The 14,797-nt window shown below is 60.5% G+C and carries 13 protein-coding genes and 1 pseudogene; 8 read left to right on the forward strand and 6 right to left on the reverse strand.

Going from position 1 to position 14,797, the window contains the following annotated elements; translation table 11 throughout:
* The first annotated feature begins 50 nt into the window (after positions 1-50).
* From C450_RS05480 to C450_RS05495, 4 genes are all read left to right on the forward strand, one after another.
* On the forward strand, positions 51-716 hold the full coding sequence (locus tag C450_RS05480) for a hypothetical protein (RefSeq protein ID WP_005041108.1): 666 nt from the start codon (positions 51-53) through the stop codon (positions 714-716).
* Positions 717-825: 109 nt separating this feature from the next.
* Positions 826-1,785, forward strand: coding sequence for an NADPH:quinone reductase (locus C450_RS05485; RefSeq protein WP_005041110.1), 960 nt, complete (start codon positions 826-828; stop codon positions 1,783-1,785).
* A gap of 252 nt (positions 1,786-2,037) precedes the next feature.
* Positions 2,038-3,177, forward strand: coding sequence for a zinc-dependent alcohol dehydrogenase (locus C450_RS05490; RefSeq protein WP_005041112.1), 1,140 nt, complete (start codon positions 2,038-2,040; stop codon positions 3,175-3,177).
* Positions 3,178-3,303: 126 nt separating this feature from the next.
* A complete protein-coding gene (locus C450_RS05495; RefSeq protein ID WP_152424418.1) occupies positions 3,304-4,155 on the forward strand; it encodes a TrkA C-terminal domain-containing protein in 852 nt (283 codons plus the stop codon).
* A 277-nt stretch (positions 4,156-4,432) separates the two neighbouring features.
* Here the strand turns inward: C450_RS05495 and C450_RS05500 are convergent, their stop codons facing one another.
* The 3 genes from C450_RS05500 to C450_RS05510 form a co-directional block, all read right to left on the reverse strand.
* Positions 4,433-4,885 carry a ferritin-like domain-containing protein gene (locus C450_RS05500; RefSeq protein ID WP_005041116.1) on the reverse strand — a complete coding sequence of 151 codons (453 nt, stop codon included), beginning with the start codon at positions 4,883-4,885 and terminating at the stop codon, positions 4,433-4,435.
* 325 nt (positions 4,886-5,210) lie between these two features.
* Positions 5,211-5,477 (reverse strand): DUF433 domain-containing protein, encoded by a 267-nt coding sequence (locus C450_RS05505; protein ID WP_005041119.1) that lies wholly within the window; start codon positions 5,475-5,477, stop codon positions 5,211-5,213.
* A gap of 110 nt (positions 5,478-5,587) precedes the next feature.
* Positions 5,588-5,893 (reverse strand): putative quinol monooxygenase, encoded by a 306-nt coding sequence (locus C450_RS05510; protein ID WP_005041122.1) that lies wholly within the window; start codon positions 5,891-5,893, stop codon positions 5,588-5,590.
* 510 nt (positions 5,894-6,403) lie between these two features.
* On the opposite strand from C450_RS05510, the gene C450_RS05515 reads away from it, so the two are divergent.
* The 4 genes from C450_RS05515 to spt4 all read left to right on the forward strand — a co-directional run bounded on the left by C450_RS05515 (position 6,404) and on the right by spt4 (position 10,583).
* Positions 6,404-7,381: a formate/nitrite transporter family protein gene (locus C450_RS05515; RefSeq protein ID WP_049909874.1), complete on the forward strand. Its 978-nt coding sequence runs from the start codon at positions 6,404-6,406 to the stop codon at positions 7,379-7,381.
* A 572-nt stretch (positions 7,382-7,953) separates the two neighbouring features.
* On the forward strand, positions 7,954-8,943 hold the full coding sequence (locus tag C450_RS05520) for a transposase (protein WP_005041127.1): 990 nt from the start codon (positions 7,954-7,956) through the stop codon (positions 8,941-8,943).
* A gap of 420 nt (positions 8,944-9,363) precedes the next feature.
* Complete coding sequence (locus C450_RS05525; RefSeq protein ID WP_005041129.1) at positions 9,364-10,386, forward strand: transcription initiation factor IIB; 1,023 nt, start codon at positions 9,364-9,366, stop codon at positions 10,384-10,386.
* On the forward strand, positions 10,386-10,583 hold the full coding sequence (spt4, locus tag C450_RS05530) for a transcription elongation factor subunit Spt4 (RefSeq protein WP_005041131.1): 198 nt from the start codon (positions 10,386-10,388) through the stop codon (positions 10,581-10,583). The genes C450_RS05525 and spt4 overlap by 1 nt, the downstream gene beginning before the upstream one ends.
* Positions 10,584-10,602: 19 nt before the next feature.
* On the opposite strand, the gene C450_RS05535 is transcribed toward spt4, so the two are convergent.
* From C450_RS05535 to C450_RS05545, 3 genes and pseudogenes are all read right to left on the reverse strand, one after another.
* Positions 10,603-11,268, reverse strand: coding sequence for a DUF4396 domain-containing protein (locus tag C450_RS05535; protein ID WP_005041133.1), 666 nt, complete (start codon positions 11,266-11,268; stop codon positions 10,603-10,605).
* Between the two features lie 84 nt (positions 11,269-11,352).
* Entirely contained in the window at positions 11,353-11,634 is a 282-nt protein-coding gene (locus C450_RS05540) for a DsbA family protein (RefSeq protein WP_080510270.1), read from the reverse strand.
* A 223-nt stretch (positions 11,635-11,857) separates the two neighbouring features.
* A pseudogene (locus C450_RS05545) lies at positions 11,858-14,774 on the reverse strand (efflux RND transporter permease subunit).
* Positions 14,775-14,797 lie beyond the last annotated feature (23 nt).

Genomic DNA, 14,797 nt, shown 5'->3' on the forward strand with positions numbered 1-14,797 from the left:
CCCGCCGACGCAGACCGGAGGTTCAATACTATCCCGACCCCACGGCGAATATGGGAGCACCCGACCGCGAACCGGAGGTGAGCGACGAGGCGATCCTGACGGTGTTCGTTCGGCGCGACGAATCCGACCTACACGCCCGTGAGGTGGCCGAGGACCTGCCGATGGAGCGCGACGACCTGAACGACCGCCTCGACGACCTCTACGAGCGCAGCCTCCTCGACAGCGAGGACGTGCCGGGCGGGACGGTGTGGTCCATCGCGCCCGGCGTCGAAGACGACCTCTCGCCCTCTGACGAAGCAACCGAAACGAGTGTCGAGGCGCAGGCCGCAAGCGACACCGACCTCGAAACGTCGTCGCGCCGGACGGATGCCCGGTCCACTGGTGTGGGGATGGGAGAGGACGAATCGGTCGGGGACAGCGAGGAATCGCCCACGGACCTGATCGCAGCAATCGACTTGCCGGGCACGCCCGACCAACAGGAAGACCGGCGCGAGGCACTCCGGGCGGCGTATCGCTACCTTCGAGAGGGTGCCACCGCCCAGAAGGAGGACATCACGACGGAGGTGTTTCCCGACCACCCCGCTGGCTACGAAACCCCGGACGACGGCTGGTGGCAACAGGTCGTCCATCCGGGCTTGGTTGCGCTGCCGGACGTAGAACAACAGGACGACGAATGGCGATTCGTCGGCGACGAGGAAGACGAAGAGCGCATCTGATAACAAGTCGTGATTCCTGAAACGAAAATCCCAGCAGAATCGCTGACGGAGAGGATCGTGGATCGGGTACCTCGACCGTTTTTACCCGCTGCCACCGAACCCACCACGTATGCGAGCCGTTCGGTATCACGAGCACGGCGGGCCGGATGTACTGCAAGTGGACGAAATCGACCGTCCGACCCCCGAGGAAAGCGAGGTTCTCGTGGAGGTTCGGGCCGCGAGCGTCAACGCGGTCGATGCGAGGTTTCGGTCGGGAAGCTACGGCGACGTGTCGCTCCCGGCGATTCCCGGCGGCGACGCGGCGGGGATCGTCGCGGCGGTGGGCGAAGGGGTCGAGGAGTTCGCAACCGGCGACCGGGTCTTCGCCGGCGGAATGGGACACGATGAAGGTGGGACGTTCGCCGAGTACGCCACGATTCCGGCGGTGAAGGTGGCCCACCTCCCCGAGAGCGTCTCGTTCGAGGTCGGCGGCGCGATTCCGAACGTGGGTGTGACCGCGTGGATGGCGTTCGTGGAATACGCCGGTCTCGAACCCACCGAATACTGTCTCGTCCACGGCGGGAACGGCGGCGTCGGGCACGCCGCTGTCCAATTAGGGACGGCGATGGGTGGCGACGTGCTCGCAACCGCTGGCTCCGAGGAACTCCGCGAGCGAGTTCGTGACCTCGGCGCGGTTGCGGCCTTTGATTACGACAGCGAGATGCTCGAGGATGACATCCTTGAAGAAACCGACAACGAGGGCGTTGACGTGATTTTGGACCACCGCCTCGATGACTACCTCGGTCTCGATTTGACTGTGGCTGCCCAGAACGGACGCATCGTCACCATCACGGGCGGCATTCCGGCGGTCGAGGACGCGCCGCTCCAATCGAAGCAACCGACCATCAAAGGGATGGCCATCGCCAACACGCCTGATCGCCAGCCCGTCCTCCGCCGCATCGCGCGCCTCGTGGAACGCGGCGACCTGAACCCTGAAATCGCCGAGACCTACGATTTCGAGGAGGCCGGCGAGGCCCACCGCGCCGTCACCGAGGGCGGCTACGTCGGCAAAATCGTCGTCCGTCCGTAATTCAGGGATTTCGTGGTTGGTGAACGATGTCTCCCGTTGTTCGACCGGACTGCTTTCCTTTTCCCAATTGAGAACACGATCTGAAGTTCGATGGTGTGTATGAAGGAAGCATCCCCTGCAAGTTCAGGCCCTATCTTTAGGTGAGACCTACATGTTCTTTGATAACGAGGGCCATGCAATGGGGGACACACGCACGAAACGAAGACGGCAGGGAGTGGAGACTCCGAGGAACGAGAGAAACGGGGGAAGCCAATGAAAGCGCTGACCTGGCACGGCGAAGAGGACGTTCGCGTCGATGACGTTCCCGAACCCGAGATCGAGAACCCGACCGATGCGGTGATCGATATCACGGCGACCGCCATCTGTGGCTCCGACCTCCACCTCTACGACGGCTACATGCCGTCGATGCAAGAGGGCGACGTTCTGGGTCACGAGCCGATGGGCGAGGTGATCGAGGTCGGCGACGAGGTCGAAACCCTCGAAGAGGGCGACCGCGTGGTCGTGCCGTTTACGATTAGTTGTGGTTCGTGTTGGTTCTGTGAGCATGACCTCTACTCGCTGTGCGACAATTCGAACCCGAACGCGGACGTGGCTCGCGAGGCAATGGGCCATTCGCCGGCCGGTCTGTTCGGGTATTCGCACATGCTGGGCGGGTACGCCGGCGGGCAGGCCGAACAGTTGCGGGTGCCCTATGCTGATGTCGGTCCGATCAAAGTCGATTCGGACTTGCCAGACGAGCAGGTGCTCTTTCTCTCCGATATTTTCCCAACGGGCTACATGGGTGCCGAAAACGCTGACATCGAGGAGGGCGACACGGTCGCGGTCTGGGGCTGTGGACCGGTCGGGCAGTTCGCCATCCAGAGTGCGCGGATGCTCGGCGCTGACAGGGTAGTGGCCATCGACCGCGTACCGGAACGGCTGGAGATGGCCGAAGACCACGGCGAGGCCGAAACCATCGATTACGAGGCCGAAGACGTCTACGACCGCCTGATGGAGATGACAGGGGATCGCGGGCCGGACGGGTGTATTGACGCGGTCGGGTCGGAGGCACACGGTCTCAACGGCGTCTCCGAGGGTGCCGACCGGCCCTATGTGCTTCAGGAGGCGATCAAGTGCTGTCGCAAGGGCGGCACGCTCTCGATGCCGGGCGTCTATATCGACACGATGGACGACGTTCCGGTCGGCCCGCTGATGAACAAAGGTCTGACGGTGAAGACGGGCCAAACCCACGTCCAACGCTACCTCGACCCGCTGTTGGAACGCATCGAGGCCGGCGACATCGACCCGTCGTTCGTCGTCACTCACGAGGAGCCACTGGAGAACGGTCCCGACCTCTACGAGACCTTCCGCGACAAGGACGACGACTGCATCAAGGTGGTGTTGACGCCCTGATGGCGCGTCTGGTGTAGCCGGTGGTCAATACCATGCGCGACACGGGAGCGAACGCGCCCATCGACGCCGAATGTGGCGATGGACGAGACGGATACCGTCATATCGATAGACCACCACTGTCACACGATGGTCGCACTCTACCCCATCCTATCGCTCCTCATCGTGTTCGCGCTCTCGGCGCTGATCGTCCGGATCGGGTCGATCGCGTTCAGGATGACCGGGATGTCGTCGGACGTCGCCTCGTTTCAAGCCGCGTCGGCGTACTCGGGCGCGGGATTCACGACCGACGAGGCGGAAGTCATCACGGAATCACTCGGACGCCGGAAGATCGCTCAACGGCTCATCCGCCTCGGAAGCGTCGGCATCATCAGCGGTATCGCCTCGCTCACGCTCTCGTTTACCGGTAGCGGGAACAACAACATCGGGACGATTGCACTCATCGTCGGTGGCGCTGTCGTGGTCTACCTGTTCGCGCGCAGTCGATGGGTCGAGCGAGTCACCACACCCCTCATCGAGCGGACGCTCGCCCGCACGACAGACCTGCGTCTGCGTGATTATACGCAGGTACTCGGGCTACGGAACGGTTATCGCATCGCCGAGATCGACGTCGATGCGGAGGACTGGCTCACCGCGGGGTCGATAGCCGAGTTGGACCTCCCCGCCGAAGGCGTGCTCCCGCTGGCCGTCGAGCGCGCCGACGGCACGTATATCGGCGCGCCGGGACCCGATGTGGAAAAAGAGCCTGGCGATACGCTCGTATTGTTCGGACAGGAAGACCGATTACAGGAACTCTCGGACCGTCACGAGACCGACACCCAAGCGCGAGAGGACGCGGTCGAAGACCACCAAGACCGCCTCGAAGCGCGCGTGATCAATCTGCATGACCGAGGTTCCAGAATCGTCTTGTCCAACGCAAACGAGACTCGTCCCTACCGCTTCCGTCCGTCCGCCACAGGTTGGGGGGAACTGTGTGACTAAGAGGAGTAATCCCCGAACGATGAACAGGTGCGGGCGTGACCTACTACCGGACTGTGAAGACGCCTCCTCAAGCGAGACCTACCGCGAACAGGGGGACTCGGGACTCGATTTTTCACGATCACGAAAACAGTCTATCTCAACTACTGATGCTCTTACTCAATCTGGAGTCGTTCCTAACTATCCTCCAACAGTAGTCATCATGGCGATTCACGAAGCATTTTATCCCCTGAACGATATTGATGTCACCCACGAGACAGGATGGTCATGTAATCGTCACTTAATCGTAGCCTTTCCGGAAACTGCGAAACTCGCTCCGATGGGATTCCTCGTCGCTGAGGATATCAATGGCGAGGTCTTCGGTGACCGGGTCGTCCGCCTCTCTGGCAGCTTCCATGAGCGACCGATACGTATCGATTGCGTCTTCTTCGTACTCGATCACCCCGTCGATGACCGAGAGCACGTCAGCCGTGTCTTCCGGTGGTTGGAGTGCCTCTTGTTCCGGCTCAAATTCGAATGAAGCCGGGGGCTGGGCATCGAGTTCCTTCAGTCGGTTCCCGATTCGCTCAGCGTGAATGAGTTCTTCCTGCTTCGCGTCGGCTCGGAGGCTCTCTTTGACCTCTTCTGCGCTGACCCCGTCGAGGATGGTCGCGTTCGTCAGGTAATTCATCACTGTCTCGATCTCGTCGTTGTAGGCGCTTCGGAGCAGCTCTATCACCTGTTCGTTTGTCATACGCTGTCGCTACTCAATGCAGAATCTTATAGATATGGGGTCCGTGGCCCATCTAAGTCGAGTGTTGATCTGCGGGTGAGCCAATCGTCTTTGAGAAGTGGAAAATCACAGTAATTCGAGCAGCGAGTAGAATTCACTCACAGTGGTCCGTGATCAGTGAGACTCGTCAGGGACCGTTGGCTTCGGTGACCGCCTCGTCTGGGATTCGACCGTGCTTGCCATCAGTCCGGGTGTGACGGGCGCACGCCGGCTTTAAATAGTCGAAACGGGACAGGATACACCATTCACTCCTTGTGCGCTTCTCGTTCGAGTTCGGCCAGCGTTTTCATCCCGCGTTCCCGTGCGGCACGTATCTGCTCTCGGCGGCGGCGACGCACCTTGGCCATCTCGCGGGGTTCTCGTGGTAGTACGTCAGCGCGCGATACACGTCCGCGATGTCGAGGTCATAGCGGTCGGCGACGGTCTTCGCCGACAGGTCGCCCTTCTCGACCCAGCCTGCGACCTGTCGGACGCTGATGCGACGGCCCTCGATGCGCGGTTCGCCGCCCATCACGTCCTCGCCTTTCACGATGCGGGCGGTCTGCTGTGCCATCCCGTCGGTCGTTACGGTCCCGCCGGGATTAAAAACTTCGCGCGGGGAAAGGATCGTCCGAATCGACCGGGGAACTCGACAGCGGGAGGTTCGAGTTCCGGTCCCTCGAATCAGGGAAGCTTCGCTTCCAGAACCTCGACTTCCTCTATCTGGGGCGGTTCCGCGAGGAGTTCGTCCGCGTTTTCCTCCAGCGCACCGGCGATCTCGCCCGAGAGGTGGGCTTCCCGGCCGGATTCGTCCGGGAACGTATCGAAGATGCCGAACGTCGATTCGCCCATCCGGAGCGCGAACCACGTGGTGGTGTCGGGTTCGTCCTCGGCCAGCGGGAGCGCCGAGCGAAGGAACTCCTCGACATCCGACTCTTTTCCGGACTGTGCCTCCATTCGAATGAGCAGCGCCACGTTCGCATCGGTCATGGTGTCGATTTACCTGTGGCGTTCTGAGTTGATAAAGCCACGGGGAGCGAGACCTCTGTGAGGGGTACTGAACCGAGGTGTGTAGACGGCGCAAGCTCAGCCTGCTGTGAGCAAATGGAAGCAGAATGGAGAGATACGTCGTTTCAGGTCCAACAAGCGAAGAAAACCACGGTTTTGGCGACAGCCGTCGCTAGCTGCCGACGGCTGTCGCTGGTGTCATCCAGAGGATATAGTCGAGATAATGATATTTCAGAGGAATTAGTCACCACTCAGTTAGCCCTAACCCGCATGCACGTGATAACGGAACGCTATACGTCCGAGCGCCGGAAGCCGTCCCCCGCCCGCCGCACATAAACTTCATACTGCCACGTATTGTCACCCATATTCGGGGAGAGACATTATGGTACCACCATTTCATCTCGGTCCGGAATCCCGGACTATTCACGTCCGACGAGCGGACCCGACTCCGAATACAGTCGAACCGCGGCAGTTGCTGTCTGGAGTGCGTTCATGAGCGACGAACCCGAGGACTCGCCACCAGTCGTCCGGGACCGGGCTGCGTCCGGCGTCCCGGCAGCGGGCTGGGCACTCGGTGATCGCTTCTCGTGGGACGAAATCCATCAACGGATGCTCGCGTCCGCCGACGAGGAGATCGACAACACGCTCTCGGAACTGTTATTCAGCGGCTTCACAGCCGGCTTCGCGATCGTCTTGACGTTCATCGGCTACACGGTCGGGACCGCGACGTTCCCGAACAATAGATTCCTCGCCGCGGTGCTGTATCCGATCGGGTTCATGTATATTATTCTCGGACGGTACGAACTGTACACCGAGACCACTCTCCCACCGGTCAAGCTAGTGCTAACCCGGTTGGCCAGTCTCCCCTTGCTGTTACGCATGTGGAGCGTCGTCCTGCTGGCGAATGTCATCGGTGCCGCGTTCGGCGCGTTCATCCTCGCAAACACGCACGTACTTACGCCGGCAGAGATGGAGGTCGGAGCCGAATTCCTCCAGCACGGCCTCGAACTGGGCTGGTGGGACCTGTTCTTCAAGGCCCTGTTCGCGGGGTGGCTTGTTGCTGGCGTGGTGTGGCTCCATACGGCTACGCGAGACACAATCTCGCGTGTCGTAATCACTTATCTCGTCTTCTTCACGATTCCCGTTCTTAACCTGTACCACGTCGTGAGTTCGGGCGCTGAAGCACTCTTCGTCGTGTTCCTCAAGACGCCGAGTCCGGGGGTACTCACCCTGATTTATGAGTTCTGGCTTCCGATCTTGCTTGGCAACACGACTGGTGGCGTCGTATTGGTCGCGCTCGCGAGCTACGCGCAAGCCGAGAAACGCCGGTATCCGGAGATTCGGGTTCTGTCGACCCGGGAGATGCTATTTAGTTTGAAAGGCGGTCGCCCGTTCGAAACGCCGAGGCCGGGCATCCAGTTACCGGAAAACGGTGGTGGACCCGAGGAGGAATCCGACACAACTAGGTGACCGTTGTAGTGTGAACAACCTGCAAATCCCCATTAAGTGGGGTGGCGCTGAATATGCGCGCTGTATTCACCTATGGAAACGCTGCTGGCTGACCAATCCACCGCTGACGACAAAATAATTACGCCCCCGGTGCAGTCCCGCGGTCCCGGCCGACCGGCGGGGCGGCACGACTCTGTGGGGCGATCGCTGTCGGGCGATAGCAGTCGCTTCACGACGGCCTCGACCGGCCACTGTGGGCCGCCCGCTCGGCGGCCCGCAGCTCCCTCGTCGCCGCGGTTACACCGCGATCGTCGCTGTCGAGTTGCTCGCTCCGGTGACTCGGGACGCCAGTGCGTGAAGCAGAGATGCACCTATACGGGCTTTCCCGGATGCCGCGCGGAGTGGTCTGCGGAAGTTTTGAACACTTGAGTGAAGAGGAGGATCACCACCGCTTCATTCCAGCGCAGTCTAACGATTCTTATGAGGTTCGTCGGTGTCCTAGGAGGGGTTCAAATGTTTCGCTGATCACTCCGCCCGTGCGGGTGCAGCGCTATCTGTGTCCGATCTGCAGTGGAACTTTCTCACCGAGCCTCTTGTACGTCGAAGACGGCCACAAGTATCCGTCCGAGGTCAAGCGATTAGGACGCGTCGTGAATGCGTTCACCGACGCGTCTCTCGAAAACCTCCAGGACATCTGTACCGTTCACTTTGGTGTCCGTCCGTCCGATCAGCAGCTGTGTAACTGGATCACGGAAAATACGAGGGAGATCGTCGAGAACGATCTCCCGCAGTATTCGGGTGTGTACACCTACGATGAGCAGTATCTCCGCATTGACGGTGAGCGTGCCTATCGATTCGTTCTCTACGACGATCTGATGGATGCGCCGGTCGGCGAATGCGTCGCCGACCGGCTTACCAAGGACGCCGTTCGTGACTTTCTCACGGAACTCCTCGACGACAAGCCCGCCTACGTAATCACCACCGACGGCCGTGCCGAGTACGCCGAGATCGTCGAAGACGACATCGGCGCGTTCCACCATCGGTGTCACTTTCATTTCCTGCGAAATGGTGAGAAGAAGCTCCGGAACGCCGTGTTCCGGAGCATCCGCCGTTCGGACGCGGAGAAACTTCACGCTGCAATCGTCTGGAGCGAATTCAAGAGTGTATTCGCTGCTCCCTCGTATACAGCGGCTCTGCGGCGGTTCGAGGCAGTGCTCGACAAGGTCGAGCATCTGCCGTCAGCGATACGGACATACGTCGAGGAGGTGATGGAGAACTTCGACAAGTTCCTGGTGCATCTCCGGGATGAGTGGGTCCCGAGCACAACCAACAACTGTGAACGCTACTTCGGGCACACGAAACCGACGCTTCATCCGCGTCGGTTTCGTTCGATCGAGGGCGCTCGCTCCTTCCTGAAGACGCAGATGACCGTGCGGACGGTCAAACACGGGTTGGTTTCCAGAGAGACATCGCTCGCGCTGGCGCGCGAGCTCTTTCCCGCCCTTGATTTGGACGAGGTAACGGACCTGTTCACGGAGACGAAGCAGCGCTATCTCTGGAGCCGCGATCTCGAAGCTGGCTGAACACGATTCGGCCGCGCTGGTCGCTCCATTCGGAGCGGCAGCGCTCGCATACATCGAATATCACAGGCCAATCTGGTTGGATCTAAATACCTCCAAGTGATTTATGCTAACTAAGTAGGTAATTACGTCTCAGCCACGCCGACAATATCTCAGATAATTGTTTGAAAGAATCCGGTTTCGGCGTCAATCAACACCAGGTTTGGGAGGGTCGGGTCCGTGAGTTCCTTTCGATTGAGGTCTGGAGCGGGAGCCGCTCCAGCGAAACGGCCGAAATCGACGAGTATGACCCATCTGTAGGCCGATTTCGGTCGCAACTTAGCCGAGAGTTTAAATACCTTCGGTTCCTACATACTGATGTAGCAACTCGTTGTATCGCCGTCGCAACCGACCCATTGAGCATCCGCTCACTCATACGTCATCTTGGAAGGCAACACAACCCGCATCCGTACGCACGAATCGAACGAACAAACCACTGAAGACACGCGCGAAGAAACAGCCGACGAAACCGAACGCGTCTGTCCCGAGTGCGGTGGCCGACTTGTGAACGATACCGAACACGGCGAGACCACCTGCGCTGAGTGTGGTCTCGTTGTCAAGGAGGACGAGATCGACCACGGCCCCGAATGGCGCGCCTTCGACAGCGCCGAGCGTGACAGGAAGAAACGCACTGGCGCACCCACGACGAAGCTGATGCACGACAAGGGGCTGTCGAGCCAGATCGGCTGGCAGGACAAGGACGCCTACGGCAATGCCCTGAGTTCGCGCAAGCGTCAGCAGATGAGTCGCCTCCGCACGTGGGACGAACGCTTTCGGACCCGCAACTCGAAGGAACGCAACCTCAAGCAGGCGCTCGCCGAAATCGAACGCATGGGAAGCGCGCTCGGCGTCCCGAAGGACGTCCGCGAGACCGCGAGCGTCATCTACCGCCGCGCACTTTCGGAGGACCTCTTGCCGGGGCGCTCTATCGAGGGCGTCTCGACCGCCGCGCTTTACGCCGCGATTCGCCAGATGGGGCTTCCCCGGAGTGTCGAGGAAGTCAGCGCGGTGTCGCGCGTCGATGAAATGGAGTTCAAGCGTGCCTACCGTTATATCAATCAAGAGCTCAGCCTCGAAATCGGCCCGCCGGCTCCCGATCAGTACCTGCCGCGGTTTGCGTCTGATCTCGGTGTGAGCGACGAGACCGAAGGCCGTGCTCGTGAACTCATTCAAACGGTGATGGAGGAAGGAGCACACTCCGGTAAGAGTCCCGTCGGTCTCGCTGGTGCTGCGCTGTACGCTGCTGGTATCCTGACGAACAACCGACTGACGCAGGACGAAGTCAGCGAGGTGGTCGGCGTCAGCACCGTCACGATCCGGAATCGATATCAAGAGCTACTCGAAGTCGAAGGGAAGCGTCAGCAGGCCGAGCAGCGAGAATACACCGAGACGGAGGCAGCAGCCTAATGACGGATCGACGCATTGCCTGTCGGGAGTGTCACAGCCTCTACGAGGCGAGCGTGCAAGCCTGTCCCGTCTGTGGCTCGTCGCGCCTCACCGACGACTGGGCGGGCTGTATCATCGTTGCCCACCCGAACCAAAGCGATGTTGCAGGGGCGATGGACGTCACCCAGCCAGGGACGTACGCGCTGAAGGTTCGATAACAGTACCAAAATCGGTGTCTTATGACGCCATGCTTGCCGGATTTGCCATCCCTTCTTTCACACCCCATTTGATGAGGAGGACGTTGACTGGGTAGGCTGCGATCAACCCCATCGAAAGCGAAAACACGAGCGCACTCCAGAAGAGAGTATCCCCCATTGTGGCTTCGCCCGCCAACCAGAGATCAGTACTGATTGCAACGACCTCCATCACGGCGATGCTGGCCGTCTCCGAGTAAAAGGCGTCAGCCATCGCCTCTCGGAATCCGACACCCTCCTGGAGCAACGGACCGACGGTCATCGCGTAACCGGCCACGTACGCGAGCGCGAACGTTGACAGTGCGGTGGGAACGTTTCCGAGGGTCAGCAGGCCTACGGCGATGACGACACCAGTTATCTCGCCGGCACCGCATCCGGAATAACAGTGACTCACCGAGCGAAAGCCTCGCCGCCACAGCGAGTCGTGGGTGATCTGTGACCGGCCCGAGTACCAGTACACTCCGATACCGATCGGCCCGGAGTATAGGACTGTGAATCCCCAGACGTACTTCATCAAGCTTCCCAACATGGGGTTGTTCGTTCGAAGGTCCCACACAAGTACGGATAGTGACCCGAGAACCAACACCCCCCATGCGAGGAGAAACGCTGGGTTCGTGAGGATGCGTTCGAGCGCCTGTTCGAGCGTCATAGACTGACTACATCGGCGATTCTTTTGTATGGTCGGACGGGTTTCGCCACCTTGCCGACCATATCAATATCGATTTCACGACAGCTACTCCGACATGGCGTCTTCGAGGGCTGTCCGCAGGATATCGGCATCCCACTGCTGATCGTATCGCTCGCCGTTGATGAAAAACGTCGGTGTCCCATTGACGCCGCTCCGCGCCCCACTGAGGATGTCCTCTTGAACGCGATCGGTGAACGTTCCTTGCTCTAGTTCCTGCGTGAAGTAGTCAACATCAAGTCCTAACTGCTCGGCGTATCCCCGCAAGTCATCGGTTTCGAGCGCATCTCGGTTTTCATACAACTGAGGTCGGCTAGGTAGATTCGTCATGCAGAGACCGCCGTGAAATTTAAATTGCAGAGGTTGGTTTCTCTATCTATCGTGCGTGAGAACCCCATTCGTCCGGGTTCAGGTACCGAGGCAGCATTTCGGGGAAGGAGAATTCCAGATGTGAAACTAGAAGGAGCTTATGCTAGTCGCGTAAGCAAGCGCTCCCGGATCACGAGCAAACACGGGAGCACCGTCATGCACGCGACGAACGCGTAGACGATGNTTATGCTAGTCGCGTAAGCAAGCGCTCCCGGATCACGAGCAAACACGGGAGCACCGTCATGCACGCGACGAACGCGTAGACGATGCTCAGTCCGGTCACGATGCCGAACCGCTGAAGCGGCGGCGAGAGTGCCAGCGCGAGCACCCCGAAACCGGACGCGGTCGTCACCGCACTGCCAAGCAACGCACCGCCGGTTCCGGTGAGTGCTGTCGACAGTGTGTCCGTGAGCGAGTCGTGACGAGCGCGTTCGTCGACAAACCGTTCGCTGACGTGGATGCTGTAATCCACGCCCAGACCGATCGCCAGACTCGTGATNTCGTCGACAAACCGTTCGCTGACGTGGATGCTGTAATCCACGCCCAGACCGATCGCCAGACTCGTGATGACGACGGTTTCGCTGTTGAACGGGATGTCGAGCACTGCCATCGTCCCAAGCAACCATGCAAGCGCGATGACAACGGGAACGAGCGTCACGACACCCAATCCCGGCGTGCGGTTTCGCCACCAATACAGTCCGACGAGGAGTGCGAGAATGACCCCCAACGTGATGGCGAATCCCTCAACGAGCGTCTCGAACAGCCCGCTCTGGACGGCCGCAGTGATGACCGGTCCACCCGTTGCGATGGCCCGCACCGGCGCGTCCCCCTCGATGGCCGAGGCGACGCCCCGAACGTCGCCCGCGACCGACTGGGCCGAGGCGTTCCCCTGCACGCCAACCGTCAGCCTGGCGGATTGGTACGACCCGTTGTCGGCACGATAGAGTACCGATGACGCTTGGTCGGGAGCAGCCTCGAACAACAGGTCATAGACCGCCGCAGTATCNGACCCGTTGTCGGCACGATAGAGTACCGATGACGCTTGGTCGGGAGCAGCCTCGAACAACAGGTCATAGACCGCCGCAGTATCTCGATCCGGGAGTCCGTCACCATCCGTGTCACGCACTTCGATCGCGTCGGCGACCGTCTCGTTTTGGGCAGCGACACTACGGAGGACGGATGCCGGACTCTCGATGGCGGCTCTTCCATCGGAACCGACGACGATAGTCCCACTGCTGTTCGTGTTCTGGGTCACGTCGTCGGCTGCGGTGAGCAGCGTCGGCGCGGTCACGTTCCCGCGTATCAGTACCTGTCCTTCTGCTCCCTGTCCACGTTGTCGGAAGTTGTCGCTCAGATAGTTGAGATTCTCACTCACGTCGTAGTCGCCGGGGGCGAACGGTCCCGGCAGCGACTCCATCCACGCCGGGGCATCCTGTGGCAGGAAGTCGGCCTGGTTGAACTCCGTGTCAATGTCGGTCGCACCGTACGCGCCTGCGGAGGCGAGCACCAGTGCNAGGAAGTCGGCCTGGTTGAACTCCGTGTCAATGTCGGTCGCACCGTACGCGCCTGCGGAGGCGAGCACCAGTGCGATCACGATGACGACGATAGGCGCTCGCCGTGCGAGCGCAGCAGTCCCCGAGAGAAGACGGCTCAACCCTCCGGAACCGACGCCGACGGCAGGGTTGTGCCGGTCGCGGCCACGGCGGGCGAAAAACCGTTCGAGTTCGAGTTTGATCGCCGGCACGAGCGCCGCGAAGACGACGAAGATGGCGACGATGCCGACACCACTCAGGATGGCGAAATCCTGAATCGATTCCAGCGGACTGGCGTAGTTCGAGAGAAAACCGACCGCCGTCGAGAACGCGGCGGTAGCTAACGCGAGGACGACACCAGCAATCCCGACACGCATCGCAGTTGTGGGATCGCGCCGATCCACTGTCTCGTCGTCGGTATCGAGTGTCCCCTCTTGTGCCTCGCGGTAGCGCATGACGACATGGAGCGAGTAATCGATACTCAGGCCGATGAGCAAGAACGGCACAGCGATCAGGGTCGAATTCGACGGAATCCCGAGCCAGCCCTGTATGCCAGCGTACCAGACCATCACGACGCCGACACCGAAGACGCTCACGAGAACGTCCACGAGGTCGCGGTAGGCAATCGCGAGGACGACGAGGAGGAGGATGATTGCGACCGGCGTGATGATGGTGAAACTATCACCAATGGCTTGCGAGGACTCCTCGTCGATGATACCTTGTCCGAACACGAACGCGTCGGCGAAGCGGTTCTCGACCAGCGAGTCGATGGCCACCTGCGCGTCGTTCACTNTGTCCGAACACGAACGCGTCGGCGAAGCGGTTCTCGACCAGCGAGTCGATGGCCACCTGCGCGTCGTTCACTGCTGGGGTAGTCGTCGCCGGACCGTTCGGGTTCTGCTGGAAGACGAGGGTGGTCCTCGCGTCGGCTTGCGTCGTCCCCGGTTCGTACTCCGTTGGGAGGAACTCGGCTGGGTCGCTGCCCGGAACGGACGCATCCGGGGCGAGGATCCGGCTGAGATACGTCTCGACTTGCTCGTCCGAACTGGATTCGAGTGCGGCGATCTGTTGATCGAGTGTCGGTGCTGACGACTGACCTTGCGCCGCCGATGTATTGTTCCCGCCCGTCACACGGGAGCTGGTGTCGGCACCCGACGCGTTGGCGCGTGCGCTCTGCTCGTGAGCGTACGCGACGTTCGCCACCACATTTTCGATGCCGACCATCCCTGTCCCGTCACGAAGCGTTGTATTGATCGATTCATTTCCGCGGATCTCCTGCTGAAGACGGAGGCTTTTGAGTAGCGACTCGCGGGTGAGAACGTCACCGCTCTCGTCCCTGACGACGACCTGTGCAACAACTGCATCGTCCGTCTCGTACGTCGCCTCGATGCGGTCGAGTGCCGCCTGCTCTGGGGAATCGATACCGGCCTGGCCGATTTCCCCTTCTCCAGTGGTGCCGACGACCGCGCCAGCACCAACGACGGCACTGATGACGAGCAACAGAGCGACTATCAGTTTGCTCCGCGAGGCGAGCACTTCCGCGTATCGAGACGTCAGTTCCCGCTTCATCGGTTACCGTCACCACCTGTTAC

Source organism: Halococcus salifodinae DSM 8989, assembly GCF_000336935.1.
In the GTDB taxonomy this organism is placed as follows: Archaea; Halobacteriota; Halobacteria; order Halobacteriales; family Halococcaceae; genus Halococcus; species Halococcus salifodinae.